This is a genomic window from Deinococcus psychrotolerans (assembly GCF_003860465.1).
In the GTDB taxonomy this organism is placed as follows: domain Bacteria; phylum Deinococcota; class Deinococci; order Deinococcales; family Deinococcaceae; genus Deinococcus; species Deinococcus psychrotolerans.
The window spans coordinates 2657871-2682748 of sequence record NZ_CP034183.1 but is presented as its reverse complement, the minus strand read 5'-3'; the positions used below and the strand labels follow the sequence as shown (position 1 = coordinate 2682748).

At 61.1% G+C, this 24878-nt stretch carries 26 protein-coding genes and 1 tRNA gene; 6 read left to right on the top strand and 21 right to left on the bottom strand.

What is annotated here, in order from left to right; translation table 11 throughout:
* Nucleotides 1-24: 24 nt before the first annotated feature.
* The 11 genes from secA to EHF33_RS13190 all read right to left on the bottom strand — a co-directional run bounded on the left by secA (nucleotide 25) and on the right by EHF33_RS13190 (nucleotide 12429).
* On the bottom strand, nucleotides 25-2628 hold the full coding sequence (gene secA, locus EHF33_RS13240) for a preprotein translocase subunit SecA (RefSeq protein ID WP_124872421.1): 2604 nt from the start codon (nucleotides 2626-2628) through the stop codon (nucleotides 25-27).
* Between the two features lie 121 nt (nucleotides 2629-2749).
* Nucleotides 2750-3778, bottom strand: a complete 1029-nt coding sequence (tsaD, locus tag EHF33_RS13235; RefSeq protein WP_241191179.1) for a tRNA (adenosine(37)-N6)-threonylcarbamoyltransferase complex transferase subunit TsaD — start codon at nucleotides 3776-3778, stop codon at nucleotides 2750-2752.
* A 112-nt stretch (nucleotides 3779-3890) separates the two neighbouring features.
* Complete coding sequence (locus EHF33_RS13230) at nucleotides 3891-5030, bottom strand: NAD(P)/FAD-dependent oxidoreductase (RefSeq protein WP_124872418.1); 1140 nt, start codon at nucleotides 5028-5030, stop codon at nucleotides 3891-3893.
* A 258-nt stretch (nucleotides 5031-5288) separates the two neighbouring features.
* Complete coding sequence (locus EHF33_RS13225) at nucleotides 5289-5735, bottom strand: organic hydroperoxide resistance protein (protein WP_241191178.1); 447 nt, start codon at nucleotides 5733-5735, stop codon at nucleotides 5289-5291.
* Between the two features lie 103 nt (nucleotides 5736-5838).
* A complete protein-coding gene (locus tag EHF33_RS13220; protein ID WP_124872415.1) occupies nucleotides 5839-7131 on the bottom strand; it encodes a flotillin family protein in 1293 nt (430 codons plus the stop codon).
* Nucleotides 7132-7241: 110 nt separating this feature from the next.
* Complete coding sequence (locus EHF33_RS13215; RefSeq protein ID WP_124872411.1) at nucleotides 7242-7790, bottom strand: NfeD family protein; 549 nt, start codon at nucleotides 7788-7790, stop codon at nucleotides 7242-7244.
* A gap of 104 nt (nucleotides 7791-7894) precedes the next feature.
* Nucleotides 7895-8557: a pyridoxamine 5'-phosphate oxidase gene (pdxH, locus tag EHF33_RS13210; RefSeq protein WP_124872408.1), complete on the bottom strand. Its 663-nt coding sequence runs from the start codon at nucleotides 8555-8557 to the stop codon at nucleotides 7895-7897.
* Between the two features lie 9 nt (nucleotides 8558-8566).
* Nucleotides 8567-9412 (bottom strand): DNA-formamidopyrimidine glycosylase, encoded by an 846-nt coding sequence (locus tag EHF33_RS13205; protein ID WP_124872405.1) that lies wholly within the window; start codon nucleotides 9410-9412, stop codon nucleotides 8567-8569.
* Nucleotides 9413-9449: 37 nt separating this feature from the next.
* Nucleotides 9450-10556, bottom strand: a complete 1107-nt coding sequence (locus tag EHF33_RS13200) for an aldo/keto reductase (RefSeq protein WP_241191177.1) — start codon at nucleotides 10554-10556, stop codon at nucleotides 9450-9452.
* A gap of 106 nt (nucleotides 10557-10662) precedes the next feature.
* Nucleotides 10663-11556 carry an aldo/keto reductase family oxidoreductase gene (locus EHF33_RS13195; RefSeq protein WP_124872401.1) on the bottom strand — a complete coding sequence of 298 codons (894 nt, stop codon included), beginning with the start codon at nucleotides 11554-11556 and terminating at the stop codon, nucleotides 10663-10665.
* 72 nt (nucleotides 11557-11628) lie between these two features.
* Nucleotides 11629-12429, bottom strand: coding sequence for an SDR family NAD(P)-dependent oxidoreductase (locus EHF33_RS13190; protein ID WP_124872398.1), 801 nt, complete (start codon nucleotides 12427-12429; stop codon nucleotides 11629-11631).
* Nucleotides 12430-12551: 122 nt separating this feature from the next.
* On the opposite strand from EHF33_RS13190, the gene EHF33_RS13185 reads away from it, so the two are divergent.
* Complete coding sequence (locus EHF33_RS13185) at nucleotides 12552-12989, top strand: winged helix-turn-helix transcriptional regulator (protein WP_124872395.1); 438 nt, start codon at nucleotides 12552-12554, stop codon at nucleotides 12987-12989.
* Nucleotides 12990-13001: 12 nt separating this feature from the next.
* On the opposite strand, the gene EHF33_RS13180 is transcribed toward EHF33_RS13185, so the two are convergent.
* The 4 genes from EHF33_RS13180 to EHF33_RS13165 form a co-directional block, all read right to left on the bottom strand.
* On the bottom strand, nucleotides 13002-14171 hold the full coding sequence (locus tag EHF33_RS13180) for a MalY/PatB family protein (protein ID WP_124872392.1): 1170 nt from the start codon (nucleotides 14169-14171) through the stop codon (nucleotides 13002-13004).
* Between the two features lie 61 nt (nucleotides 14172-14232).
* Nucleotides 14233-14982 (bottom strand): RluA family pseudouridine synthase, encoded by a 750-nt coding sequence (locus tag EHF33_RS13175; RefSeq protein WP_124872389.1) that lies wholly within the window; start codon nucleotides 14980-14982, stop codon nucleotides 14233-14235.
* A gap of 4 nt (nucleotides 14983-14986) precedes the next feature.
* Nucleotides 14987-15961, bottom strand: coding sequence for a thioredoxin-disulfide reductase (gene trxB, locus EHF33_RS13170; protein WP_124872386.1), 975 nt, complete (start codon nucleotides 15959-15961; stop codon nucleotides 14987-14989).
* A gap of 225 nt (nucleotides 15962-16186) precedes the next feature.
* Nucleotides 16187-16260, bottom strand: a tRNA-Gln gene (locus EHF33_RS13165).
* Nucleotides 16261-16591: 331 nt separating this feature from the next.
* On the opposite strand from EHF33_RS13165, the gene EHF33_RS13160 reads away from it, so the two are divergent.
* From EHF33_RS13160 to EHF33_RS13135, 5 genes are all read left to right on the top strand, one after another.
* Nucleotides 16592-18409 (top strand): 30S ribosomal protein S1, encoded by a 1818-nt coding sequence (locus EHF33_RS13160; RefSeq protein ID WP_124873186.1) that lies wholly within the window; start codon nucleotides 16592-16594, stop codon nucleotides 18407-18409.
* 86 nt (nucleotides 18410-18495) lie between these two features.
* Nucleotides 18496-18873, top strand: a complete 378-nt coding sequence (locus EHF33_RS13155) for a DoxX family protein (RefSeq protein WP_124872383.1) — start codon at nucleotides 18496-18498, stop codon at nucleotides 18871-18873.
* Nucleotides 18874-19217: 344 nt separating this feature from the next.
* The gene (gene rbfA / locus EHF33_RS13145) at nucleotides 19218-19502 is read left to right on the top strand and encodes a 30S ribosome-binding factor RbfA (protein WP_124872380.1); all 285 of its coding nucleotides are present in this window, start codon (nucleotides 19218-19220) and stop codon (nucleotides 19500-19502) included.
* 54 nt (nucleotides 19503-19556) lie between these two features.
* A complete protein-coding gene (locus EHF33_RS13140) occupies nucleotides 19557-19955 on the top strand; it encodes an acyl-CoA thioesterase (protein WP_124872377.1) in 399 nt (132 codons plus the stop codon).
* Between the two features lie 19 nt (nucleotides 19956-19974).
* Entirely contained in the window at nucleotides 19975-20538 is a 564-nt protein-coding gene (locus tag EHF33_RS13135) for an endonuclease dU (protein WP_124872374.1), read from the top strand.
* Between the two features lie 168 nt (nucleotides 20539-20706).
* Here EHF33_RS13135 and EHF33_RS13130 read toward each other — a convergent pair whose 3' ends face one another.
* The 6 genes from EHF33_RS13130 to rpmH form a co-directional block, all read right to left on the bottom strand.
* Nucleotides 20707-21078: a GNAT family N-acetyltransferase gene (locus EHF33_RS13130; protein ID WP_241191175.1), complete on the bottom strand. Its 372-nt coding sequence runs from the start codon at nucleotides 21076-21078 to the stop codon at nucleotides 20707-20709.
* Nucleotides 21079-21128: 50 nt separating this feature from the next.
* Complete coding sequence (locus tag EHF33_RS13125; RefSeq protein WP_124872368.1) at nucleotides 21129-21830, bottom strand: S4 domain-containing protein; 702 nt, start codon at nucleotides 21828-21830, stop codon at nucleotides 21129-21131.
* A gap of 132 nt (nucleotides 21831-21962) precedes the next feature.
* On the bottom strand, nucleotides 21963-23768 hold the full coding sequence (locus EHF33_RS13120) for a YidC/Oxa1 family membrane protein insertase (RefSeq protein ID WP_241191174.1): 1806 nt from the start codon (nucleotides 23766-23768) through the stop codon (nucleotides 21963-21965).
* Between the two features lie 12 nt (nucleotides 23769-23780).
* Nucleotides 23781-24116, bottom strand: coding sequence for a membrane protein insertion efficiency factor YidD (gene yidD, locus EHF33_RS13115; RefSeq protein ID WP_164473480.1), 336 nt, complete (start codon nucleotides 24114-24116; stop codon nucleotides 23781-23783).
* Nucleotides 24113-24568, bottom strand: coding sequence for a ribonuclease P protein component (gene rnpA / locus EHF33_RS13110; protein ID WP_164473479.1), 456 nt, complete (start codon nucleotides 24566-24568; stop codon nucleotides 24113-24115). The genes yidD and rnpA overlap by 4 nt, the downstream gene beginning before the upstream one ends.
* Before the next feature lie 28 nt (nucleotides 24569-24596).
* Complete coding sequence (gene rpmH / locus EHF33_RS13105) at nucleotides 24597-24743, bottom strand: 50S ribosomal protein L34 (RefSeq protein WP_124872364.1); 147 nt, start codon at nucleotides 24741-24743, stop codon at nucleotides 24597-24599.
* Nucleotides 24744-24878: the final 135 nt, after the last annotated feature.

The window sequence follows — 24878 nt, the reverse complement described above, 5'->3', positions numbered from 1 at the left end:
GCGCGTGTTGAACCGTCGTGCTTTTTAGCCGCCGACCTGCATTCTGAAAATAAACTTGCTGACTTCGGCCTTGAGGGTGTCCACCATTTCGTTGAACATGTTGGTGGCCTCGAATTTGTATTCGGTAAATGGGTCGCGCTGGCCGTAACCACGCAGGCCGATGCCCTGACGCAGCACGTCCATGCCGTGCAGGTGCTCTTTCCAGTGCTGATCGACCACTTGCAGCAGCACATAGCGCGAGAGCTGGTTGAGCGTGCCCGCGCCCATTTCGACCTTGCGGGCGTCAAAGGCGTCGGCGGTGGCTTCCAAGAGGGCGCGGTGGGCTTCCTCAGGCGGGCGGGTCTTGAGGCTGGCAAAATCAAAGCCCTCAAGCTGCGGAATGGCGTCGAGCATAGCGGCTTGCAGGCCTTCCACATCCCAGTCGTCGTGGTCGGATTCGATGGGCGCGAACTCGGCCAGTTTCATTTCCACGAAGTCGGCAATCATGCCTTCCACGCTTTCTTCCACGTCCTCGTCCGGCCCCAGCAGCACTTCGCGGCGCTGCGAGTAAACGGTTTCGCGCTGCTTGCTCATCACGTTGTCGAACTCGAGGAGTTGCTTGCGGGTCGAGAAGTTGCGGTCTTCCACGCGGGCCTGCGCTTTCTCGATGGCCCCGGTGACCATTTTGGCTTCAATCGGCTGGGTGTCGTCCATGCCGAGCCTGTCCATCATGCCCACGACGCGGTCATTGGCAAAAAGGCGCATCAGTTCGTCTTCAAACGACACGAAGAAGCGGCTTGAACCCGGATCGCCCTGCCGTCCGGCGCGTCCGCGCAACTGGTTGTCGATCCGGCGCGATTCGTGTCGCTCAGTGCCGATAATGTGCAAACCACCGAGTTGCTGAACTTTGATGTGGTCGGCTTCCATATCGTCGTTGAGTTGCTGGGCCTGCTTCACGAAGGCGTCGGTGACACCCGGAATTTCTTTGCCGAGCTCTAGCGCCTGCGGGTCTTTGCGAACCACTGCCGCCAGGAAGTTCTCGGCTTCGGGGGCAAAACGGCTGATCCCAAAGTTTTGCTCCAGCGCCTCGCCCAAAAGGAATTCGGCGTTGCCGCCCAACTTGATGTCGGTGCCGCGTCCGGCCATGTTGGTGGCAATCGTGACCTGGTTGCTGCGCCCCGCCTGCGCCACGATGCTGGCTTCCTGCGCTTCATATTTGGCGTTCAGCACATTGTGCGGCACACCCGCCTCCTTGAGCATCCGCGAGAGCAGTTCGGAAGTGTCGATGCTGACGGTGCCGATCAAAATCGGGCGTCCGGTTTTGTGCATCTCGACGACTTCGTTGACCACGTTGGTGTACTTGCCGTTGCGGGTGCGGTACACCAGATCCTCGCCGTCGGTACGGATGACGGGCCGGTTGGTCGGTACCACCAGCACGTCGGAGCCATAAATGTCAAGAAATTCCTTTTCCTCGGTCTTGGCGGTGCCGGTCATGCCCGCGAACTTGGTATACAGGCGGAAGAAGTTCTGATAGGTGATGGTCGCCAGCGTTTGGTTTTCGTTTTCGATCTTGACGTTCTCTTTGGCTTCGATGGCTTGGTGCAGCCCTTCACCGTAGCGGCGGCCCGCCATGCTGCGCCCGGTAAACTCGTCGATGATCACCACTTCGCCCTCTGCGTTGACAATGTAATCGGTGTCTTTTTGGTACATGTCTTTGGCCCGCAGCGCCTGGGTAATCATGTGGGCTTTTTCCATCTGCTCTGGGCTGTAAAGATCATCAATCGAGAGCAGCCGCTCCAGCTTGGTGATGCCGCCTTCGGTCAGGTGGACACCCTTGCTCTTTTCGTCCACGGTGTAATCGCCGGTCGGCTCGGTGCGCTTGCCGGGTTCGGCGGGTTCACCTTTAATCAGGCGTTTGACCAGTTTGGCCATCACGTAATACTGATCGGTGGCTTTCTCGGCGGCTCCCGAAATAATCAGCGGGGTGCGGGCTTCGTCCACCAGAATGCTGTCGACTTCGTCCACGATGGCGTAGTGCAGCGGCGTGTCGGCCCGCAAGACCAGTTGCTCACGGCTCTGCGACATGTTGTCGCGCAGGTAATCGAAGCCCAGTTCGGAGTTGGTGATGTAAGTGATGTCGCAGGCGTAGGCTGCCTGACGCTGCGTGGGGGTCATATCGCGCTGGATCACGCCCACCGTCAGGCCCAGAGCGCGGTAGAGCAGCGCCATTTCTTCCGCGCCGACCCGCACCAGATAGTCGTTGACGGTCACGAGGTGAGCGCCCTTTCCGCTGAGCGCGTTAAACGCCAGTGCCAGCGTCGCCACCAGGGTTTTGCCCTCACCAGTTCGCATTTCGGCAATCCGGCCCGCGTGCAGCGCCGCGCCGCCGATGAGCTGCACGTCGTAGTGGCGCTTGCCAATCGAGCGGCGGCTGGCTTCGCGGATCAAAGCAAAAGCCGGAACGATCAAGTCGTCTAAGCTTTCTCCGCCCTCTATGACCCGGGTTCTGAGCGCCGAGAAAGCCGCTGCCAGGTCTTCGATCTGCTTGGTTTCTTCTTCGAGGGCGTTGACCGGCTGCACCACCGTTTTGATGAGGCGCTGCACGTCGCGCTGGTTGTTGTCAAACATCTTGTTGAGGACACGAAACATATAAGGAGAGTATAGCTTGACCGGCAGCCGCAAATGAAGCGGATATTAGTGCAGAATGTCAAAGAGAGTTGAGCATGGCAGACTCAAGTGTGCTGCGCGGCAAAAAGGGAGATAAGCACAGCTAAACGTTCGCCAGGGGCGCATAAGCCGTAGCTCCGTCATCCAGACCGCTCGGCGCTCGGCCTGAACGGATCGCTGCCGCTGCCGCCAGAGCGATCATCGCGCCGTTGTCGGTGTTCAGCCCCTTGCCGGGAAACACCGCTCGCAATTCGGACGCGCCGAAGGCTCCCCGCAGGGCCGAGTTGGCCGCGACGCCGCCCGACACCACCACTGTTTCGCGGCCCAAATTCGCCGCCGCCCGCAAGGTAACTTTGAGCAGGTGCTTGACCGCCACCGCTTGAAAGCTGGCCGCCAGATCGGGGCCGCTCACGCCCGCTCGGTGAGCCAGCAGCGCCGCCGTTTTGAGGCCGCTGAACGAGAAATCATAGCCGCTCTGACCCAGCATCGGCTCTCTAAAGGCCACGCCTTTGGGATTGCCCAACTTGGCTGCCTCGGCAATGGCAGGGCCGCCCGGATAGCCTAGGCCCGCCAGCCGGGCGATTTTGTCGAAGGCCTCGCCCGCCGCGTCGTCGCGGGTCGCGCCGATGAGTTGGTACGTTCCCTCCGCCACCACGTCAAACAAATGGGTATGCCCGCCCGACACCACCAGCGCCAGATAGGGCGGCGTCAGCTGAAACTCAGCCGTTTGGGCCTCGCTGGCCGCCGCGAAAATGTGGCCCTCCAAATGGTGAGCGGCGTAAAACGGCACGTCCAGTCCTTGTGACAGCCCTTTGCCGTACATCAGACCGACCAGCAGCGCTCCCACCAGACCGGGGCCGGAAGTCGCGGCCACTGCGCCGAGGTCGGCCACCTCGATGCCCGCTTCACTGAGGGCGTCTTCCATCACCGCGTCGATGCGCTCCACGTGTTCGCGGCTGGCAAGCTCGGGCATCACGCCGCCGTAACGGGCATGCACCGTCTGGCTCCAAATCCGGTTGGCCCGCACTTCGGCGCGTCCGTCTGGGTGCAGCGCCACCACGCCCACGCCAGTATCGTCACACGAGGTATCGATGCCAAGAATAAGCTGGATGCTGGACTGCGGGGCGTTCACGCGGAGCAGTCTAGCAAAGGGATGGGCATGGGCACAGGGCCGAGTCCGTGCCTCCCACCAACCAAAAAAGAGCGGGCGACTTGGCCCACTCTCTTTTTCTTCTTCAGTTTACTTACTCGATGCTGGCACGCCAGCGCCATTCCGAAGCCCGCTTCATCACGTGGGCGAGGCCGCCGGTGATGGCCAGCTTTTGATTCCACGGCAGCTTCATCCAGCCGACGGCCATCAAGCCGCCGAGGCTGATGAACTCGCCCAGCGTATTGGGCACGTAGGGGTGCAGCGCTTCGCCGCGCACGAGGCGCATGATGTTGTCGCCGGTCAAGCGGCCCTGCTGCCCGGCGTGCTGAGCGGTGGTCGGCACCGGCTTGTCTTGCTCATTGAGCGCCAGACCCATGTCGCCCACCACGAACACTTCGGGGTATTCGGGAATGCGCAGTTCCTTGTCCACCACGATGCGCCCGCCGGGGCCTTTTTTGAGGTTCTGGGCCTTGACAATGTCGCGGGCCTGAATACCGCCGGTCCAGATGATTTTGCCGGCGGGAATGACGCGCTGGTTGCCGTCGGCGGTCTGCACCGTGACGCTGTCGGGAGTGGCCTGCATCAGACGGTGGCCGGTCAGGATTTCAATGCCGTAATCGCTGAGCACCTTGGCCGCTTTGGCCCTGAGCGCCGTGTCGATCACCGGCAAAATGGCTGGGCCAGCTTCCACCAGGTAAATTTTGAACGGCGCAATGCCCCGCGCTTTGCTCAGCGATTCGTTGCGCTGGGCCAACTCGGTGACGAGTTCCACACCGGTCAGACCCGCGCCGCCCACCACGATGTCGCGGTTGCCGACGAAGCCCGCGTCGAAGGTGCGGTTGACGTACCCAAAGATTTGATCGGCGTCTTTGAGTTCTTTGAGTTCAGCGGCGTTTTCAGCGAGGCCCGGAATCCGGTAGAAGTTGGTGACGGAGCCCAAACCCACGATCAAATTGTCGTACTTGTAAGTGGGGCCATCTTTGGTCTTGACTTCTTTGGTATCGAGGTTGACTTCGGAAATGATCGCCAAATCCAGCTTGACGCCCGTTCCGCGCAGCAGCGGAGCCAGCGGCACCGTGACTTTGGTGTTGTGGGCCGCCGCTTCGTGAAGACGGGTTTCAAAGGTGTGGTAAGGATTTTGCTCCACCAAAGTCACGTCAAGATCGGGGTGGGGCTTGAGTTTGGTCGCCACCGCGAGGCCCGCGTAACCAGCGCCGAGAATGATGGTTTTCATGTTCTTTTCTCCTGTGACTGAATTCACGAGCTTGGCTGGACGAATACTCAGCTCCGCTTCTTCTTTATGTCCTGCCTCCCTTTGGTGGAGTGCAGGCAACAGTGTTCATTGTACACCAAGTCGGCTCAGGGACTGTATCAACGCCAGAAATTCCGGGCCCATAGGGAGCCTTCAGACGTTTATTTCTGCTTTACGTTCGCGCCGGGGAAAGGCGAAGGGAAGAACTACCCCTCTCCCCTTGCGCCACCAAGCACTCGCTCAGTCCAAAACCACCAGACGGACGTCCACATTGCCCTGCGTCGCCACGCTGTAGGGGCAAACCGTGTGGGCGGCCTTGACGACTTCTTCGGCGGTGGCGCGGTCTAGGCCGGGGATTTTGACGCGGAGTTCCACGTCGAGCTTGAAGGCCAGACCCGCTTTTTGCAGGCCGACTTGGGCGGTGACTTCGCTTGCTTCGGTATCCACTTTCATGCGGCGGCCCACCACGCCCATCGCGCCCTGAAAGCAGGCGGCGTAACCAGCGGCGAAAAGCTGCTCGGGGTTGGTGCCGCTGCCGCCGTCGCCGCCCATTTCGGCGGGCACGCTGAGCGGGAGGTTGAGGCGCTCATCGCTGCTGATGATGTGTCCGGCGCGGCCTCCTTTGGCGGTGGCCTGAGCGGTGTAGATGTTTTTGGGCATATCCGACTTTTGATCTGAAGCGGTCATGCTGCTTATCATGCCCGAAAAAGGCGGGTCAAAAGGGAAACGGGACAGAGTGAAAAGCCGGAACGCCCTCAGCAGGCGTTCCGGCTTTTCACGGACGGTGATTCTAGTCGTTGGCGGAGCTGACCGGCAGATTCGGCGCGGCGCTGGGCGTGCTGCGGAGTTGCAGGGCAGTCAGCAGATTCACGCCCGTAGCATTTTCGACTTGCTCGATCAGCGAGACGATATTGCCGGGCAGAGTGCCGATGGCGCTGCGGGTGGCCTGACCCGAGCCCGAATCGAGCACGGTGATCTTGTCGATCTGCATTCCGCGCACCGCACCGGCAAACTCGGAAACGATGCCGGGAAGCATGTTGAGGATGTAGGCCCGCTCGCCTTCACTGCCCGCTTGCCGAAAGGCTTCGGTCATGAGGCGCACTGCTTCAGCTTTGGCGCGGCCCTCTTCGATGATCGGCGCGGCGGCGGCCTGGGCCTCGAGCATTTTGGCTTCGCGCTGGGCGCGGGCAGGGGCCACCACGTCGGCTTCGTAGCGCTTGGCATTCAGGATCACACGCTCCTGCTCGAGTTGCTGCTCGGCCACCACGCGGGCGCGTTCGGCGGTGACTTTGGCTTCGTTTTCCTTGGAAGCGGCCACTGCGCCCAGCTCAGCGGTGCGGATGCGGAGCATGTTTTGCTGCTCCAGCACGGCCTGAGAGCTGATCGCCTGCGCCACTTCGGCACGCTGCCGGGCTTTGGCTTCCGATTCGGTGGCTTCGGCGTTGCGCTCGGCCTCGGCCACGCGGGCTTCTTTGAGCACGTCGGCGGTCTGGCGGCGGCCAATGCTGTCGAGGTAGCCCGAAGCGTCCGACACATTTTGAATCTTGAGGGTGTCGAGCTTGATGCCCAGGTTGCCCAAGTCGTGTTCAGCCTCGCCGATCAGCCCCTCGGCAAAGCGCAGACGGTCTTCGTTGATTTCTTCGGGCGTCAGGGTCGCCACCACGCCGCGCAAGTTGCCTTCCAGGGTGTCGCGCACGATGCTGGTGAGCTGTTTGCGGTCGGTGTCGAGAAACCGCTCGATGGCGTTGGACAGCTGCGGCTCGTGGGCGTTGATCTTGACGTTGGCCACCGCGTGAACCGTCAGCGGAATGCCGCCTTTGGAATAGGCATTTTCGACGCGTAGATCCAGCGGAATGGTGGTGAGATCCATCCAAGCCACTTTTTCAAGGAGCGGTATGCGGAAGGCTCGCCCGCCGCGAATGACGCGGTAGCCCACCGAGTCGCCCTCGGCCGTGACGCGCGAGCGCCCAGAGATGACCACCACTTTGTTGGGCGGCACGATGATCAGCAGGGTGCGAATCATCAGCAGCACCAAGAGGATGCCGAACAGGACGATGGCCGCGAGAACGATGGTTCCAGTCATAAGTCATTCCTTCTTTGAGGGTTGGTGAGAAGCGTCGGCGCGTCGAGAATCAGCACCTTGAAATCAAGCGGGGCTTGCGGCAGCAAAGGCGGTATAGGGGACGCCGGGCATCACCCGCCTTCACTCACGGCGCTGTGCAGCTCCCAGGCCCGGACATCCAGCACGCCGCCGGCGATGCCGATGACAATCACCGACGCGCCGGGCAGCAGCGGGTCGTCACTGCGGGCCAGCATCTGCTCGGTTTGACCAGCCACCGTGACTTCGACTTTGCCGAGCCGGCCCAAAGCCGGAGCCACCAGCACTTTACCGACGCGGCCTTCCAATTTGGAGGCGTGAGTGTCGGTTTCGCCGCGAGTACGGGCCAGACGCAACGCCACCGCCGCGAACGCGCCGACCAGCAAGCCGCAAATTAGCGCGAAGCCGAGTTGGGTCAGCCCGCCGAGGCCCAGGCCCCGCGCCGCCAATCCGCCCAGTCCGAAAAACGCCACGAAGCTGATGATGGCCCGCAGCGAAAAATAGCTGGCGACTTCGCCGAGGCCGTGTTCAGCGCCCGCATCCGCGTCCGCACCCCCGCCACCGCTGAAGTCGTGATCATGGCCGCCGATTACCGAAAAAGCCAGCAGCCCGCCGCCCACAATGAAACAAAACAGGTACAGCATGAAGCCTCCTACCCAGTGTTACGGGGTTGGGAGGGGAGAAGTTGCGGCGAGTGGTGAGCGGTTGGTGGGAAAAGATCAGGCCCGCTGTTTCTACCCACTCCCCTTCACGGCATCAACCGCTCCACGCTCCAGCTCTCCCCTGCCCGCCGGTACACGAAGCGGTCGTGCATCCGGTTGGCTCGGCCCTGCCAGAACTCCCACTCGCTAGGCAAAAGGCGGTAGCCGCCCCAGAAGTCGGGCTTGGGCACGGTTTGGCCTTCGGGATACTGGGCTTCTAAAGCGCTGAGTTTGGCTTCTAGGGCGTCACGGTTCGCAATCGGAGCGCTCTGCGGGTCACTGGCGTGGGCGGCCAGTTGCGATTCGCGGGGGCGCTTGTGAAAGTAGGTGGCCGATTCCTCTTCACTGACCCGCTGAACGGAGCCGAATACCCGCACCTGCCGCTCCAGATCCGGCCAGAAAAACAGCAGCTCGGCCTGCGGATTCTCGTCGAGGTCATGTCCCTTGTGCGAGTCGTAATTGGTGTAAAAGCTCAGCCCGCGCTCTTCTGCGCCGCGCAGCAGCACTGTGCGGACGCTGGGCCGCCCCGCTGGATTGGCGGTGGCGAGGCTCAGGGCGTAAGGCTCAATGACTCGGCTCTGCTGGGCCTCGGCAAACCAGACTTGAAACTGCTCCAAAGGCGAGGCGGCGAGGTCGGCGCGGCGCAGTTCGCCCTTGGTGTACGAAACGCGCAGCTGAGTCAAATCTGAAGACGGCTTGGAATCGCTCATGCCCCCACGTTAGCGCTCTTTGCGCGTCTGACACTGCGGGCAATAATGCGTCCCGCGCTGAGCCAGCACGACCCTGACGATACCGCTGCCGCACCGGGGGCACGGCTGGCCCGCCTTGCCGTAGACGTGGTGCTCGTGCTGAAAGAGGCCCGAAACGCCGTCGTGCTGCCGGTAGTTACCCCCGCCGCTGCCCAAACTGCTGCCGCCCGCCTCCACCGCCGCCTTCATCACTTCCCGGATGGCCGCGTACAATCGCCCCGCCTCATCCGCATTGAGCTTGGTCTGGGCCGGATGAATGCGGCTGAGCCACAAGCTCTCGTCGGCGTAGATGTTGCCCACGCCCGAGACCGGTTTTTGCGAGAGCAGCCACGGCTTGACCGCTCCGGCGCTGGCCGCCAGCTTGACGAACTCGGCTTCTTTGAAATCGTCCGTGAGCGGTTCCGGCCCCATTTGATGCAGGGTGGGAAAAGCGGCGTAATCGCCCCGGCTCACCACCGCCACTTTGCCGAACCGGCGGGCGTCATTGAAATACACTGCGCCCTGATCGGTGTGCAGCGTCACACGGGTGTGCGGCCCAGCTTCCAGCCGAAAGCCGCCGGTCATGCCGAGGTGAACGAGCAGTTCCAAATCACCCCATTCATCTTCAGCAGCGTCTGTATTGGCAGCTTTTGCGGCGGCGAGTTGCAGCAGCAAATACTTGCCGCGCCGCCCGATGCCGGTCACGGTGCGGCCTTCTGCTTTGTGGGTGTCGGTGTATTTGTGCGGCGCGTCGTGCTCGATGCGCGTGAGGACGCGGCCCACCAAGAGCGGCTCAATTTTACGGCGAGTGGTTTCGACTTCCGGCAGTTCGGGCATGCCTTAAGTTAGCGCCGAGCGGGTAACTCAACCGTGCTTATTCCTGCCAGCCCCGCACCGTTGCACCACCAAAAATCATTTTTTTGATGCCGGGCGCGAGGAGAGACGACGGCGTGGAGGGTGTCAGAGCGCTGGCCTTGTCTAGGCGCTCAAGCTGCTGAGGCGTCAGCATGATCTCCAGCGAGGCCAGATTGTCTTCAAGTTGCGCGACTTTGCTGGCCCCAATAATCAGCGAAGTGATGGCTGGTTGCGCTGAAGCCCAAGCCAAAGCCACCTGCGCGGCTGGGCGCTGCACCTCGTCGGCCACGGCTCTCAGCACGTCCAGCACCGCCCAATTAGATTCGGTGAACTTGGAGTCGCCGAACGGATTGGGGCCGCTGAGCCTGCCCTCGCCGCTGGCTCCCTGGGTTTCGCGCAGGTACTTGCCTGCCAAAAAGCCCGCCGCCAGCGGACTCCAGGGCGTGATGCCCAGCCCAAACTGCTGGGCAGCTCCGGCGTGTTCACGCTCCAAGCCCCGTTCGGTCAGCGAGTATTCGAGTTGCAGAGCAATCGGGCCGGGCACGCCGTGAACTTGCGACAGCGTGGCCGCCTGCGCCGCGTACCAGGCCGGCACATTGGAAAAGCCGAAATAGCGAATCCGGCCCGCCCGCACCAGATCGCCCAGCGTTTGCAGCACTTCCTCCACTGGGGTCACCAAGTCCCAGTGGTGCAGCCAGTACAGATCGATGTAATCGGTGCCGAGGCGCTTTAACGATCCGTCCAGCGCCCGGTAAATGTTCTTGCGGCTGTTGCCGCTCATCACCGGCACGCCCGGCACGGCGTTCCAGGTGAACTTGGTGGCCAGCACCACCTGTTCGCGCAGACCGCGCTTATTGACGTACTGGCCCAGGAGTTCCTCGCTGCGGCCTTTGGCATAAGTGTCAGCGCTGTCAAAAAAGTTGCCGCCCGCGTCCACGTAAGCGTTGAAAATCGCCTCGGATACGTCGTCGGGTGAACCCCAGCGCTGAGCGCCGTAGGTCATGGTGCCGAGCGCCAGCGGGCTGACGATCAGGCCGGAGCGGCCCAGCGTGCGGTAATCGGCGAGGGTCATGCGTTCTCCTTTGGGGCAAGTCAGCAAGTCGGTTTCATTGCCGTTGTTTTGCATACAGCCGCAAGCCAAAATTGGAGTTGCTTCGCCAGTCGACCTCACGACTTTCCTGCTGACCGAAAGCAGGAGCAGAGGGCGTGGCGTTCAAGGGCGGGTTGTGACCTCAGTTTGACTGGACGCTGATGGTCTCTAGCTCGGCCAAGTCCTTCTCGGAGAGGGTCAACGAAGCCGCCGCGACGTTCTCGCGCAAGTGGACCACCGAAGAGGTGCCCGGAATCAGCAAAATATTGGGCGAACGCTGGAGCAGCCACGCCAGCGCCACCGCGTTGGGTGAGGTCTCAAGCCGAGCGGCCACCGCGTTCAGCGTGCCCGATTGAAGCGGCGAGAAACCACCCAGCGGGAAAAACGGCACATACGCAATGCCCTGCCGCGCCAGATCGTCAATTAAGGCGTCGTCATCGCGGTGCGCCACGTTGTACAGGTTCTGCACGCAAACAACTGGGGCGATGGTCTGCGCCTCAGCGAGCTGCGCGGCGGTGACGTTGCTCAGGCCGAGATGACGAATCAGCCCCTGCTGTTGCAGTTCGGCCAGCACAGTCAGCGGCTCCGCGACAGATTCCTCGACTGGCCCGTGATCTTCCCCGCCGCCCATCATGCGGAGATTGACGACGTCCAGCGCTTCTAGACCGAGATTTTTCAAATTACTGTGGACACCGTCTATAAGCTCTTGGCGCGACATGGCCCCCACCCATGAGCCGTCGGCGGGGCGGCGTGCGCCGATCTTGGTGACGATCAGCAGGTCATCTGGGTAAGGGTGCAGCGCGTCTTTGAGAATCTGATTGGTGACGTGCGGCCCGTAATAATCGCTGGTGTCTATATGATTGACGCCAAGTTGCAAAGCTTCGCGCAGTACAGCCAGCGCCACGTCCATGTCGCGTGGCGGGCCGAAGACGCCTTTTCCAGCCAGTTGCATAGCGCCGTAGCCCATCCGGTTGACAGTGCGGCCAGCGAGGGTAAATGTTCCAGCTTGGGCGGCGGGTAAGGTGGAATCGTTCATGGGTTCTCCTTTGAAGCGACTAAACAAATCAGTTTCGGAGGTTCTTAAGCGGTTCTGATTCAAGGTTCTGGCTTAGAACTTGAGCCGAGTATTCACCATCCCGCCGTCCACGTCCAAAATACTGCCGTGAAGAAAGGCGGCTTCATCCGAAACCAAAAAGCGCACGGCATAGGCAATGTCAATCGGGCGAACGGGCCGTCCCGCTACGGTGCCGCTCGTCATGGCGTCCAATACCGCACTGAAGGCAGCATTGCCGGGCGTCAGGGTCGCGCCGGGGGCCACCGTATTGACACGCACTCCACGCGGGCCGTATTCGGCTGCCCAGTTACGGGTCATCTGCTCGACAGCCGCTTTGGAGGCCGTATACATCGCGCCGTTGGCCGTTCCGACGCGGCCCATCCAAGAGCCGATGTTAACGATATGGCCCGAACCGCGCTTGACCATCTGCAGCGCAACCGCTCCCACCAGCACATGTGGAGCGCGGATATTGGTGTTCAAGATGGCGTCAAGGTCGGCGTCGGGCAGTGCCTCAGTGGGCATGACCGGATAAACGCCCGCATTGTTGACCAGAATGTCCACCTGACCGCCCAGCGCTGCCGTGGCTTCCTGCACGAAGCGGCGCAGATCGGCATACGAACCGGCCAGATCGGCGGCCACCGCCTGCGCCTTGCCTCCCGCTTGGATTATCGCGTCCACCACGCCCTGAGCGCGGGCAGCGTCACGTCCACTGACGACCACTTCGGCTCCTGATGCGGCCAGCACACGGGCGATCGCCTCACCGATACCGCTGGTCGAGCCGGTGACAACGGCCGTTTGGCCTGCTAAACGGGTATCGGTGGGCAGACTGGAGAGAAGTTCTGAATTGGTTTGCATGGTAAAGCCTCCTGATGCTGAGCGAAATAAGGATGGACACTGCTTCAAAAGCAGTTGCGTTTTACAACCAGTTGAACCTTAGCCGAACTGCTGCGATAATGCAAGCAGTAGGAGAATCAAGCATGGCCCAACCGTCTCAACAACCCAGATCAGGCTGCCCGGTCAGTCTGGGTCTGGATATTTTCGGCGATAAATGGACGCTGCTGATCGTGCGCGATTTGATGTTCAACGGCAAACGGCATTACCGCGAGCTTCTCCATTCTGCCGAGGGTATTTCGTCGAATATTCTGGCAGACCGCCTCAAAATGCTGCTCGCGGAGGGCGTCATCACCAAGGCGGATGATCCCAGCCACTTGCAAAAAGTGATTTACAGCTTGACCGAGAAAGGAATTGCCCTGCTGCCCATTGTGCTGGCCATCAGCGAGTGGAGTTTCGAGTACCGTCCGGTGGGCGAGGCGTACCGGCAGGAGTCCAGTTTGCCCCGCACTGAAAACAGCGTTGGCGAGGGAATGCAAAAACTGCGCCGTGAGCATTTGGCGCAGTTTGCAAACACCACTTGAGAGCGGCCTCGCTTACGCCTTGACGGCTTTTGCCAGCCGCTCCAGGCCGTCTTGCAGCAGCTCACGGCTGGTGGCAAAATTGAGGCGCACGAAGCCCTGATACCCCTCGCCAAAGGTCAGGCCATCGTTCAGCGCCAGCTTGGCTTCTTCCAGCAAAAATTGTTGGATGTCGGCGGCGCGGGGATGCGAGCGCAAGTCCAGCCACGCGAGGTAAGTCGCTTCCGGCGGCGTGTACGGCACCTGCGGCAGCTCGCGGGCCATAAATTCACTCAGGAAGTCGCGGTTGGCCTGGAGATACTTCAGCGTGTCGGCCAGCCACTCGGCCCCGCCGCTCAGCGCGGCTTGCCACATGGTGACGCTCAGGGCGCTGGGGTGGCCCATGGTGCCGTGGGTGGTTTTTTCCAGCTTGGCAACCAAGTCGGGGTTGTGGCTGATCATCGCGCCGATGCTGAGGCCCGCCGTGTTGTAGGCCTTGCACGGCCCCGTCAGCGTGATGGTGCGCTGAGCAACTTCGGGACTGATGGCCGCGAACGGAACGTAGTCCGGCGCGTCCGAAAAACGCAAATCGGCGTGCAACTCGTCGGTGACGACGTATAACTTGTGCTTGAGAACGAACTCAGCCAACTGCTCCAACTCGGAGCGCGTCCAGACCCGTCCGGTTGGATTGTGCGGGTGACACAGCATCAGCAACTTGGTTTTGGGAGTGATGGCGGCTTCCAACGCCGCAAAATCCATCGTCCAACCTGCTTTGCCCTCGATCAGTTTCACGGCGTTCAGCACCCGCCCCTGATCAGTGGTGGCACTCAGAAACGGCGGGTAAGTCGGCGTGACCGTCAGCACCTCGTCGCCGACCTCGGTCAGGGCCTGCACGGCGGCGTAGAGGCCGGGCACCACGCCAGGCAAAAAAGCCACGCCTTCGGATGTCAAATCACTCAGGCCGTCCTTGGCGAGTTTGGCAATCAATTGGGCCTTCAGCGTGGGGTCGCCGGGCATTTGGGGGTAGCCTACCGAGCGGCTCAGCCGGCCTTGCAGGGCGCTGAGAATAGCTGGGGCCACTGGAAAATCCATATCGGCCACCCACATCGGCAACACGTCATCGCCGAACTTCGTCCATTTGTAATTATCGGCGTGGCGCAGAGAATCCGGCAAAACGGTGTCGTAGGGATGAGCAGTGTTGGTCATAAGGGAGTTTACAGGGAGTGGTGGGCGGTAAGTGGCAACGCGAAACGGGAGCAGGCAGGGATCAAGCTTCTTGGCCCTCTCCGAGCCCATCCCAAAACGCTTGCAAATCCGCCGCCAATGGCACTTCCACCCGCACCTGCGCTCCGTCCCAGCCGAACGAGATGCTGTGGGCGTGCAGAGCTTGGCGGGGCAGCAGCAACCGCCGGGTCAGCTCGTCCGTTTGCCCGCTCTGGATAAAGTCCAAGAACACCTCGGGGTCGCGACCATAAATCTTGTCGCCGACCATCGGCAACCCCAGATGCGACAGGTGCGCCCGAATCTGGTGAAGCCGCCCGGAGCGGGGAAAAGCGTGAATCAGCGCAAACCCGTTTCGGCGACCCAGCACCTTGAATTCAGTGGTGGCCGGTTTGCCGTCCGGCACCACGCCCTGCCGAATCTGGATTTGGTTGCTGCCGGTCAGACCGACAAAGCCCAGCGGCGCGTCCAGCGTGTACGCGTCCCAATTGGGCGAGCCGTGAACGACAGCGAGGTAGCTCTTGCCGACCAGATGTTCTTTAAAGAGAGTGAAAAAGCGCCTAGCGCTGTCGGTGTCGCGGGAAAACACCTGCGCTCCGCTGGTTTCGCGGTCTAAGCGGTGAGGCGGGGCCACCTTCATTTCGCCAGTTTCGCGCTGCAAAAAAGTCAAGACATCCGGCACATCCACGCGGGCGCGTACCGGATGGGTCAGCCACAGCGCAGGCTTGCTGATGACATAAAAATCAGGATGCTCAAAGGCGACGCCGGGCTTGTCGGAAGGTTTCGGTGAACTCAGGGCTTCAGTCCGCCGCGCTTTCTTCCAGCTCCAGCGCGGCGAGCATCCGTTCCACGCTCATGGCCGCCCGCGTGCCCGCGCCGACACTGGTGGCGAGTTGACGGTAGACATAATCGCTGATGTCGCCCGCCGCGAACATACCCGGCACGCTGGTAAAGATGTCGTCGCGCACGTCCACGTAACCGTCTTCGCGCAGCTTCACGACGCCTTTCAGGAACTCGGTGTTGGGCACATGGCCGATAAAAATAAACACGCCATCGGTGTCAAAGCGGCTTTCCTCGCCGGTTTTGAGGTTCTTGAGCTGCACAGCGCTGACGCTGTCTTCACCGATAATAGCTTCGACGGCGGTGTCCCAGACGAACTTCATTTTGGGATTCGCCAGGGCGCGGGCCTGAGCGACTTTGTTGGCCCGCAAGGTGTCGCGGCGGTGAATCAGGGTGACTTCATCGGCGAACTTGGTCAGGAACAGGCCTTCTTCCACGGCAGCGTCTCCCCCACCGACGACCACCACTTTTTTGCCCCGGTAAAAAAAGCCGTCGCAGGTGGCGCAGGTGCTGACGCCCTTGCCCCAGAACTGCTCCTCGCCCGGCACATAGAGGCGCTTGGGATTTGCGCCGGTCGCCAAAATCACCGCTTTGGCGTGGTAGGTGCCGCTGTAGCCCCTGACCAAAAAGCCGCCGTGCGGGTGATGCTCCACACCCTGCACTTCTTCCATTTCAATTTTTGCGCCGAACCGCTCGGCTTGCTCGGTCATCCGCTGGGCGAGTTCGGGGCCGCTGATCGGCTCTGGGAAGCCCGGATAATTCTCGACTTCTTCGGTCTGGGCGATCTGGCCGCCCGGTAAACCTTTTTCCAAAATGATGGTGTTCAGGCTGGCGCGGCCCGTATAAATCGCCGCCGTCAGTCCAGCGGGGCCGCCGCCGATAATCACCACATCGTGCTCTGAAGGCTGGGGCTGTGAAGGTTGAGCGTTCGTCATGCCCTCAGCTTATCAGAGCGGGCCTGACGAAACGGTGTCCCAGTTTGTTTTTTAAACTGGATTTGATAAACTTTTGATGAAGTTCTGATGATGTCTGCCTCTTGAAGACTAGGCCACCCAAGTTCACCTTTTGGGGAAATCTGAGCGCCTTCACCCAGGGAATGCGCCCCGAAGCCACGAAAAAGCCCGCACGTGGCGGGCTGATCTGCTGCTGCTTTTGTGCTTTGGTTGGGGCACAAGGACTCGAACCTTGATCGACAGTGTCAGAGACTGTTGTCCTGCCATTAGACGATGCCCCAGCGAAATTTCGAGAAAACCGGTCAGGGCTTAGCTCAAACAGTAGCGCTAGAGAGTATAAGAGTAGGCGGCTACCCTGTCAAGCATGAAGCAGATTTTTGCGGCGAAATTGCTTGCTTGCAGCCCGCTAAAATGATAAACTAGGGCGTTAGCCGCACTCAGGTGTGAGCTGCCAGGAGGAGCATCAAAGTGGAAGACCAAGTTAGCCGCACCCCGGATCAGGCCGGGGACACTCAGCCCACCACCGATACGGCGCAGGGCAGCGCCACCACGCCCGCCGCCACCGACATGAGCGCCGCCGATACGAGCACCGCAGACGCCGGCCAAGCCAACATGGACAGCAACAGCACCGAAGCGCAGCCTCAAGGGGCCGCGCCGCAGGTTGAAGCAGCGCCAGAAGTAGCGAAGGCACCGGAAGCGCAAGCTCCGCAGGCCGCGCCCGCTCAGCCTGTTCAAGCTGCTCCTGCTCAGGCCAAGCCCGCCGCGACTGCTCGTCAAGAGCGCAGCGACGACGACTACCCGGCCATGACCATGGAAGACGTGCTGGCGACCCTCGATACCGAGAACCAAGATTCGTCCGCACCCTCACGGGGCGACGTGGTCACCGGCACCGTGGTCTTTATCGGCAGCGAAGGCATCGCCGTAGATGTGGGCGCGAAGATCGAGGGCGTCATTCCGTTCAACCAGCTCGGTGACGAGCCGGTGACATTGGAAGAAGCCCAGCAGATGTACAAGCCCGGCGACAGCATCGAAGCCTACGTGGTCAGAAGCGACCTCGCCAACGGCCAGATCGTGCTGAGCAAGAAGCGGGCCGAGCAGGATAAAGGCTGGCGCGTGCTGGCGGGCGTGCAGGAGCGCGACGAATCGTTCCAAGTGGACATCGTCGAGAAGGTGCGCGGCGGCTTGGTGGCCATGATTGACGGCATTCGGGCCTTCCTCCCGGCCAGCCAAGTGGATACCCGTAGAGTCAATGACCTTGACCCCTACGTCGGTAAGCCGCTTGAAGTCAAACTGATCGAGCTCAACCGCAAGCGCAACCGCGTGATCATCTCGCACCGCGCCATCATGGAAGCTCAGAAGGCTCAGGCCCGCGAGAGCACCATGGGTCAACTCGAATCCGGCGCACAGTTTGAAGGCGACGTGGTCGAGATCACCGATTTCGGCGTGTTCGTCAACCTCGGCGGCATCGACGGCCTCGTTCACCGCTCCGAGCTGACTTACGGGCGCTTCAATCACCCCCGTGACGTGGTCAAAGTCGGCGACAAGGTGCAGGTGCAGGTCATCGACGTCGATCCGGGCCGCGACCGCATCAACCTCTCGATGAAAGCGCTGACCACCGACCCTTGGGAAAGCGCCATCGACAAGTACACCATCGGCCAGAAAGTGGTGGGCAAAGTCACCAACCTCACCAACTTCGGCGCGTTCGTCGAGATCGAGCCGGGCTTGGAAGGCCTCGTTCACGTCAGCGAGCTGTCTTGGACCAAGCGGGTGCGCCACCCCAATGAAGTCCTCAAAGAGGGCGACGAAGTGGAAGCCATCATCCTGCGGATCGATCCCAAAGACCGCCGCATCAGCCTCGGTCTTCGTCAGGCCACCGACGATCCATGGAGCAGCTTGCCTGACCGCTTCCCCCCCGGCACGCCGGTCAAGGGTAAAGTCACTGGCCTCACCGATTTCGGTGTGTTTATGGAAATCGAAGAAGGCATCGAGGGCCTGATTCACATCAGCGAACTCGATTTGCAGCGCGTCAACAACCCAGCTGATTTGTTCAAGAAGGGCGACGACATCGAAGCCGTCATCTTGAACATCGACCCCGTTGAGCAGCGGGCCAGCTTGTCGCGTCGGCGTGCCCTCGGCGGCGCACCGGCACGCGGCGGCGACTTCGTCTCGCAGGGCGGCGGCAGCCGGACTCCCAGCTTCGGCAGCCCCCAGCAGGGCGGCGCTCGCGGTGGCGGCGGCGGACGCGGTGGACGGCGCGGCGGCGACTTCGAGTACAGCTTCAACGCCAAAGATGCCCAGCAGGGCGGCGGCAAGATCAGCACCAAGCTCGGTGACGTGTACGCCGACTTGTTTGCGCAGTTCGGCCTCGGCACCGACAAGAAAGACGACGTGCCCGCGACCAACACTGAAAGCGACAAGCCCAGCGAGTAAGCCCTAGCTTAAAGACCAATCAAAAAACCGGAAGGGTTAAATACCTTTCCGGTTTTTTTGTGGGCTTTGACGGGCATACTTTGAAGATGTACAAAACGAACCTTGGCAATACTCCTTCCAGCTTGCTGCTGGCGGCTGTCTTTATCTCGGCAGGTACGCTGCACTTTTTGCGCCCCCACATCTTCGATTCCATCGTGCCGCCGTTCGTGCCGATGCCGCCGCGCACCGCCACGCTCATCAGCGGCGCGGCAGAACTGGCGGGCGGTTTGGGACTCCTCCACCCCGCCACCCGCCCCGCCGCCCGCTGGGGGCTAATGGCGCTGCTGCTGGCGGTTTTTCCCGCCAACGCCTATATGGCCCAGAACGCTGAGGAGTTTAAGCCGCTGCCCGCTTGGGCGCTGTGGGCACGCTTGCCGCTTCAACCGCTGCTGGCGTACTGGGTGTGGAGAGCGGGGCGGCGGTAAGCAGAGCCTGCGCTACGCCAGCATGTCGGCGCTTAATGCTTCGGGGCTGAGAGCCCCCGTCATCACCGACACTGTATCGGCCATGCTGATATTTTTCGGATTGAGCACAGCGGCGCGTTTGCCCATCCGGTGAACGTGAAGGTCTTTTGGGAGCTGTGAGTGTCACGGCATCCAAGGCGGCTTTTTACTTTAGGGTATAACTCAACTTCAACTCGGCACTCCGCCTGACCAACAAAGGATATTTTTATGAGCCTACAAAATCAGCTTTCCACCGCGATTGCTACACAGTCCTCCTGTACTGCCCCTTTGACACGCCTGAGTCCGAGTCTCCGCAGGACCAACCCGTGAAGCCCCAACAACTCGAATCCCAGCTCCTCCGGGTGCTGAGCGACGCCATTGGCGAACTCAGCGACCCGCGCATCCCGATGATCGTCACGGTGGAAGCAGTCAGCCTCACGCCGGATTTCGTTCAGGCCCGCGTTTACATTTCGTCTATGGGCGATATGGAAGGTCTACTCGACGCCCTCCACAACGCACGCGGCCATTTGCAGCGCCAAGTCGCCCACGCCGTGAAGATGCGCCGCACTCCCCTGCTGGAATTCTTCGCGGCGGATGACCGGAAGTGGTGAGCAAGGTTACGGGTAAAGCTACAAACACAACTCCATAAGCAGAGGGTATACACGATGACCATCCAGCAACTCAGCGAAATTCGGGTGCGCTACGCCGAAACCGACGCGATGGCGGTGGCGCACCACGCCAATTACCCGATCTGGTTCGAGGTGGGACGCAGCGAACTGATGCGGACATTAGGCGTGCCTTACAGCGAAATCGAAGCGCGGGGGCTGTTCTTTATGCTCTCCAGCTTGGAGGTGCACTACCGCGCCGCCGCCCGCTACGACGACTTGCTGACGCTGAGCACCACCGTGGAGGCGGTGCAGTCGCGGGCCGTGACCTTTGCTTATACCCTCAAATGCGGGGAAACGCTGGTCGCCACCGGCAAGACCCACCACATCACCACCGATAAAAACTACAAGATCGCCCGCATCCCCGACGACATCTTGCCGCACCTGCGCGGGAGTTAGAGGAATTTGAGGAGGTACAGTGCCCGCTTTCACCCACGCCATCGGCTTTGACGACCTGCCCTTTGAGCGCGAGTGGCGCGGCGACGTGCGGGTTGTCGGCACCATCTACGCCCAGACCACGCTGCACGGCGTCGTATCAGGCAAGGTGCGGCGCGACGGGCGCAACAGTGCTGCCGAGTTGACCCGTTTGGTGGACACCTGCCTCTTCCGGCCCCACCTGCATCTGATCTTGCTTCAGGGCGTGGCACTGGCCGGATTCAACGTGGTGGACGCCCACAAGCTCAGCCGCGATACGGGCCTGCCGGTGATGGTGGTGGCCCGCCGCGAGCCGGATATGGAACGTATTCGCGCCGCGCTGCTGGACAAAGTGCCGGGCGGGAAACGCAAATGGCGACTCATTGAAAAGCTGGGGCCGATGGAAGAACTGCGCAGCGTGTATGTGCAGCGCGTGGGCCTCAGCATTAAGGACGCGGGGGTGGCGCTGCACCACCTGACACTGACCGGCAATATCCCCGAACCGCTGCGGGCCGCGCACCTGATCGCGGGCGGGATAGGTACGGGCCATAGTCGCGGGCGGGCGTGAGAACTCAGCTACTTACAAACCTGTAACCGTTGCTGATCAATTTCTGCTCATCCGTTGACGGCAAATATCCGGCGCACAGTACCGTTCCAAAGACTCGCCCTGCCAGATCTCGTAGCGAATCTGGCTTTGGCTGACATCACATCTCTACTTGTTCATTCCCGCGCCGCCTCATTCTTGGCCAGACTGCCGCGCGTAGTTGCGCTGAATGAGTCCACCAGCCCGCCGCAAGCCGAGGCGCTCATAAAACGGAGCCACCTCGTCGTCACACATCACGTCCACCATGTACAGGTGATCCAGCTCAGCCAGAAGCCGCCGCATCAGCTCGCTGCCAACGCCGCGCCCCTGATAGTCGGGCAAGACTTCAAGCAGCGGAATGTAAGCGCTCAGCACGCCGTCACTGATGGCGTTGGCGAACCCCACCACCTTTTGACCGTCACAAGCGAGGCTTACGCGGTAACTCGATTGCAGGAGCCGAAGCAATGTTTCAGGCGAAGGTGGATTGGGCCAGCCCACAAAAAAGCCCGTCAATTGTTCGGGCATGAGTGTTTGAGGATCAGCACTATAAGAAATCACTGCTTCATCTCTCTCGCTCATTTCTCTACATTCAACTCGACTTTGTAATTCCCGCGCCGCGTTTCGTTGACCACGCGCTTAAAGTCAATGCGGCCCAGTCCTTCAGCGGCGAGGCTATCCCCTTCCCGAATCTCGGCACTGGCGCGGGCGACTTGCCCGTTCAGGCGCACTTTTCCGGTTTCTACGCCCTGCTGAAAGTAAGCACGGCTGACCCCGAAGCCTTTGGCTCCCACCACGTCAATTCGCATGGACGGCACCACCACTTCGCGCACCTTCGCGCCGCGCCCCGCGCTCTCCCCCACTTCCTCTATGTCCACTTCACGCCCGCCTAAAGCACTCAGCTCAGCCAGCGCTTTGGCAGCTTTGCCAGTGGTGGCCACCAAAAAGCCGCCACGTTCCTCGCGCACGTCGCCTACCGCTTCTTCGGGCAGGCCCTCGCGCCGCAGAGCCACGCTGAAATCCTGCGCGTCCCAGCCGGGAGTCTGGGGAGTGACGCGGTAAACGGTGACGCCGCTGTCCACCGAAGGAATGTGCGCCGGATGCAGGGTCAGCACAATCCGCCGAGCGTCGGGAAAGCCGCCGGCCATCACCGACTTGATTTCGTCGTTATGCAGGAGGCGGCGGTCAATTTCGTCGGCTTCGATAAAGGCGGTGCGAACCACCCGCCCACCCGCCGCTTGGGCGATCAGGGTTTGAAGTTTGAAGGGTTTAGCAGTCATGCAAAAAGGATACGGGAAGTGGAGAGTGGTAAATGGTGAATGGCAGAGGGTGATGCGAACCTAAGATGAATCTTCCCAAACAAAAAAGCCCCGCCCAAACTTCTGAGCGGAGCCGTTGCAACACTGAATTTCTTAGCTCTTTTTCTTTTCCTGCTGTTGACGCTGCTGATCGGCGGCCTGTTTGGCGGCCTGTTCCAACACAGCACGGAAACCGCTGGGCTTGGTCGGAGCGCTGCTGCCCGAAGGCTTGCCGCTCGGCTCAACCGTGACGGTTTTGGCGGTGGTCACTTTAGCGGTGCTGACTTTGGCATTCTTGCCGAGATTGACTGTGGTCGTGCCAGAACCAATCGGCGCGGTTTTCTTCTCTACTTTTTGCAGGCCGCCGGACATATGCGACTCGACTTGCTTGTTGATCAGGAACTGCTGGCCGGTGCCAATCAAAGTACCGATGATCCAGTAGAGGGTTACGCCCGCCGGAAAGGTCAAAGCGAAGTAAGCGAAGAACAAGTACATCACCGATTGCTGCTTGAACATCTGCGGCGACTTACGGGTAGAGACGTAAAGTTGCAGCAAGTTGGCGCAAACGTACAAGATACCCAGAATCCAAAACGGATCGGGAATAGACAAGTCGGGCAGCCACCATAAGCCCTGATCGAACTCAAAGTTGCGAATGGTGCCGTACAAAACGAACAAAATCGGCAGCGGAATGAACATGCTCAGGCAGCCCACCGGATTGACATCGTATTCGCGGTAGAGGCGCATGGTTTCAGCCTGCACTTTGGCCGGGTCGTCCTTGTACTTTTCCTGCACTTCCTTCATCAGCGGCTGAACCATCTGCATCTTGGCGGTGGTGCGGCCCTGCGACTGCATCAGGGGCCAGATCAGCAGTCTCAGCGACACGGTCAGCACCAAGATGGTCAGGCCCCAGTTGCCGAAAAAGCTGTAGAGCCACAGCATGAACTTGGCAATGTAGAGGCTGATATAGCCAAACACGTTGGGGCTAAACACGCCCGGCAACTCGGTATAGCCGCCCTGATACAGGTGAACCAGCTCGTTCTTGCCACCGTACACGTCCAGCGACAGCGGGCCAGCGGCATTGACCTTGATGTTGGCATCCGTGCCACCAGTGGTGGTGACGTTCAGCGGCCCCGCCACTGGCGTGCCGCCCTGCCCACCCTGCTGCGGGCGAACGATCAGCGCGGCGGCGGTCTGCGAGTTGTGAAACAGCCCGCTGATGGGCGTTTGCAGCGCGGCGTAAGCGGCGCTCGCCACCGTGCCCGCCGTGGTGGTGGGCAGGGCCGTGCCGGTCGCCAGCGCCTTGACGTCAGGGTCGGTGGTGGTGGCCAGACCCGGAAAGTTGAGGGTGTAGGCCCCCGCGCCGCCCACGTTCACATCAGCCTGAATGCTGAACTGGCGCGGATGTAGCGTCACTTTTTTGGTGACGGTCACGCCGCCTTGCGTATAGACGAAGGTGGCGTCAAGGCGGTTTTGCTTGAGGTCACTGGTGGTCACTGGTGCTTGGGCGGTGGGCGCGGCGGTGTTGCCGGGCAGCGCGACTTGCAAGGCTTTACGTCCACTAATCAGCAGCGCTTTGTTGTCGGTTCCGTTGCGCCCGCCCACCAAGTTGATCGAGAGGCCGCCTTTAAGCTGGTCAAAATTGTACTTTCCGTCATTTTCCTTGATCAGCTGCGAGCCGGGATTGACTTTGATGTACCAGCCGATGATTTCACCTTTGTAGTTGAACACCACATCAGCGAGGTTAGTCTGGGCGATTACGCTCTTGTTGCCTTCAACGTCCGCCTGAATCCAGCCCGACTGGAGCACATGGCCGAACGATCCTGGCTGACCGACACCGCAGCCGGTCAGCACCAAGGCCAGCGCGGCTGCCATTGTCCCGTAAAGCCATTTGCGAGCGCCGGAGCGCGGAAGTTTCGTCATAGTGTCACTCTCTCATTTGCTAGAAGCGGGCGGGTCTGATTTGACTGAGGTCAGCGGTACGGGATGAGCAGTTGCGGCATCTGAGTGGGCGGGGTGGTCAACCGGAGAACGGGGCTTTGGAAACACCTCCGGCACGGGATCAAAGCCGCCCGCGTTGAAGGGTTGACAGCGGGCAATGCGCCAAGTCGCCAGCCAAGCGCCCCGCAGTGCGCCGTGCTTTTCAATGGCCTGCGCGGCGTACTGACTGCACGTCGGGGTAAAGCGGCAAGTCGGCGCACCTTTGAGCGGCGAGAGGTGGCGCTGATAGCCGCGCACCGCCCCGAGCATCAGCTTAGAGGCCCCACTCACGGTTTGGCTTCCGTTCGGGTTGGCTGGGTTGAAGCGGGCACTTTTGGCACTGGCTTCTTCTTTTTGGCCTTGAAGTCACCCGACAACGCCTTGTTCAGCGCCGTTTGCAACTCGGCAAAAGGGGCTTTGAGCGCCGCTTCGTTGGGGTAGATGGTGGCGCGGCAAGGCGGCAAACTCGGCAAGGTTCGCAGCGCCTCGCGCACGCGGCGGCGCACGCGGTTGCGCTTGACCGCCAGCTTGAGGGTCTTCTTGGGCACCACGATGCCAATCATGGCGCGGGGCAACCACTTTTCACCGTAGCGCGGGCGATAATCGGTGACGCGCAGGGTAAACAGCGCGTGCCGGACGACTTGCCCATGCTGGCGAACTTTGCGGAATTCTTTTTCGCCGCGCAATGAAGTCAGCGCCACTGCTGGGCGCGGGGCCGGGTCAGTGACGCTGGAAGGGGACATAAGTTACAGGGAAGCGCAGCCGTGCGGCTTACTTCTCGTCGGCAACGGTGAGCTGTTGGCGGCCCTTGGCGCGGCGGCGGGCCAGCACGGCGCGGCCTGCGGTGGTCTTCATGCGGGCGCGAAAGCCGTGGGTTTTGGCGCGTTTGCGGGTGTTGGGTTGGTAGGTACGCTTCATTAAACTTCTCCTTCTCACGGCGGGGCCAACGCCGAGGCGCGGCCAGCCAGACATGGCAACTCGCCCTTAAATGGGCAAACTCAAGGATTGTAGCACAGCAGCGGCGCGGAGTGAATCAGGGGTGGCGCGGGGTGA

Coding starts and splice junctions, on each gene's coding strand:
- secA (WP_124872421.1), bottom strand. CDS start 2,628: ATGTTTCGTGTCCTCAACAAGATGTTTGACAACAACCAGCGCGACGTG.
- EHF33_RS13230 (WP_124872418.1), bottom strand. CDS start 5,030: ATGAAAACCATCATTCTCGGCGCTGGTTACGCGGGCCTCGCGGTGGCG.
- EHF33_RS13225 (WP_241191178.1), bottom strand. CDS start 5,735: ATGACCGCTTCAGATCAAAAGTCGGATATGCCCAAAAACATCTACACC.
- EHF33_RS13220 (WP_124872415.1), bottom strand. CDS start 7,131: ATGACTGGAACCATCGTTCTCGCGGCCATCGTCCTGTTCGGCATCCTC.
- EHF33_RS13215 (WP_124872411.1), bottom strand. CDS start 7,790: ATGCTGTACCTGTTTTGTTTCATTGTGGGCGGCGGGCTGCTGGCTTTT.
- pdxH (WP_124872408.1), bottom strand. CDS start 8,557: ATGAGCGATTCCAAGCCGTCTTCAGATTTGACTCAGCTGCGCGTTTCG.
- EHF33_RS13205 (WP_124872405.1), bottom strand. CDS start 9,412: ATGCCCGAACTGCCGGAAGTCGAAACCACTCGCCGTAAAATTGAGCCG.
- EHF33_RS13200 (WP_241191177.1), bottom strand. CDS start 10,556: ATGCAAAACAACGGCAATGAAACCGACTTGCTGACTTGCCCCAAAGGA.
- EHF33_RS13195 (WP_124872401.1), bottom strand. CDS start 11,556: ATGAACGATTCCACCTTACCCGCCGCCCAAGCTGGAACATTTACCCTC.
- EHF33_RS13190 (WP_124872398.1), bottom strand. CDS start 12,429: ATGCAAACCAATTCAGAACTTCTCTCCAGTCTGCCCACCGATACCCGT.
- EHF33_RS13185 (WP_124872395.1), top strand. CDS start 12,552: ATGGCCCAACCGTCTCAACAACCCAGATCAGGCTGCCCGGTCAGTCTG.
- EHF33_RS13180 (WP_124872392.1), bottom strand. CDS start 14,171: ATGACCAACACTGCTCATCCCTACGACACCGTTTTGCCGGATTCTCTG.
- trxB (WP_124872386.1), bottom strand. CDS start 15,961: ATGACGAACGCTCAACCTTCACAGCCCCAGCCTTCAGAGCACGATGTG.
- EHF33_RS13160 (WP_124873186.1), top strand. CDS start 16,592: ATGGACAGCAACAGCACCGAAGCGCAGCCTCAAGGGGCCGCGCCGCAG.
- EHF33_RS13155 (WP_124872383.1), top strand. CDS start 18,496: ATGTACAAAACGAACCTTGGCAATACTCCTTCCAGCTTGCTGCTGGCG.
- EHF33_RS13140 (WP_124872377.1), top strand. CDS start 19,557: ATGACCATCCAGCAACTCAGCGAAATTCGGGTGCGCTACGCCGAAACC.
- EHF33_RS13130 (WP_241191175.1), bottom strand. CDS start 21,078: ATGCCCGAACAATTGACGGGCTTTTTTGTGGGCTGGCCCAATCCACCT.
- EHF33_RS13125 (WP_124872368.1), bottom strand. CDS start 21,830: ATGACTGCTAAACCCTTCAAACTTCAAACCCTGATCGCCCAAGCGGCG.
- EHF33_RS13120 (WP_241191174.1), bottom strand. CDS start 23,768: ATGACGAAACTTCCGCGCTCCGGCGCTCGCAAATGGCTTTACGGGACA.
- rnpA (WP_164473479.1), bottom strand. CDS start 24,568: ATGTCCCCTTCCAGCGTCACTGACCCGGCCCCGCGCCCAGCAGTGGCG.
- rpmH (WP_124872364.1), bottom strand. CDS start 24,743: ATGAAGCGTACCTACCAACCCAACACCCGCAAACGCGCCAAAACCCAC.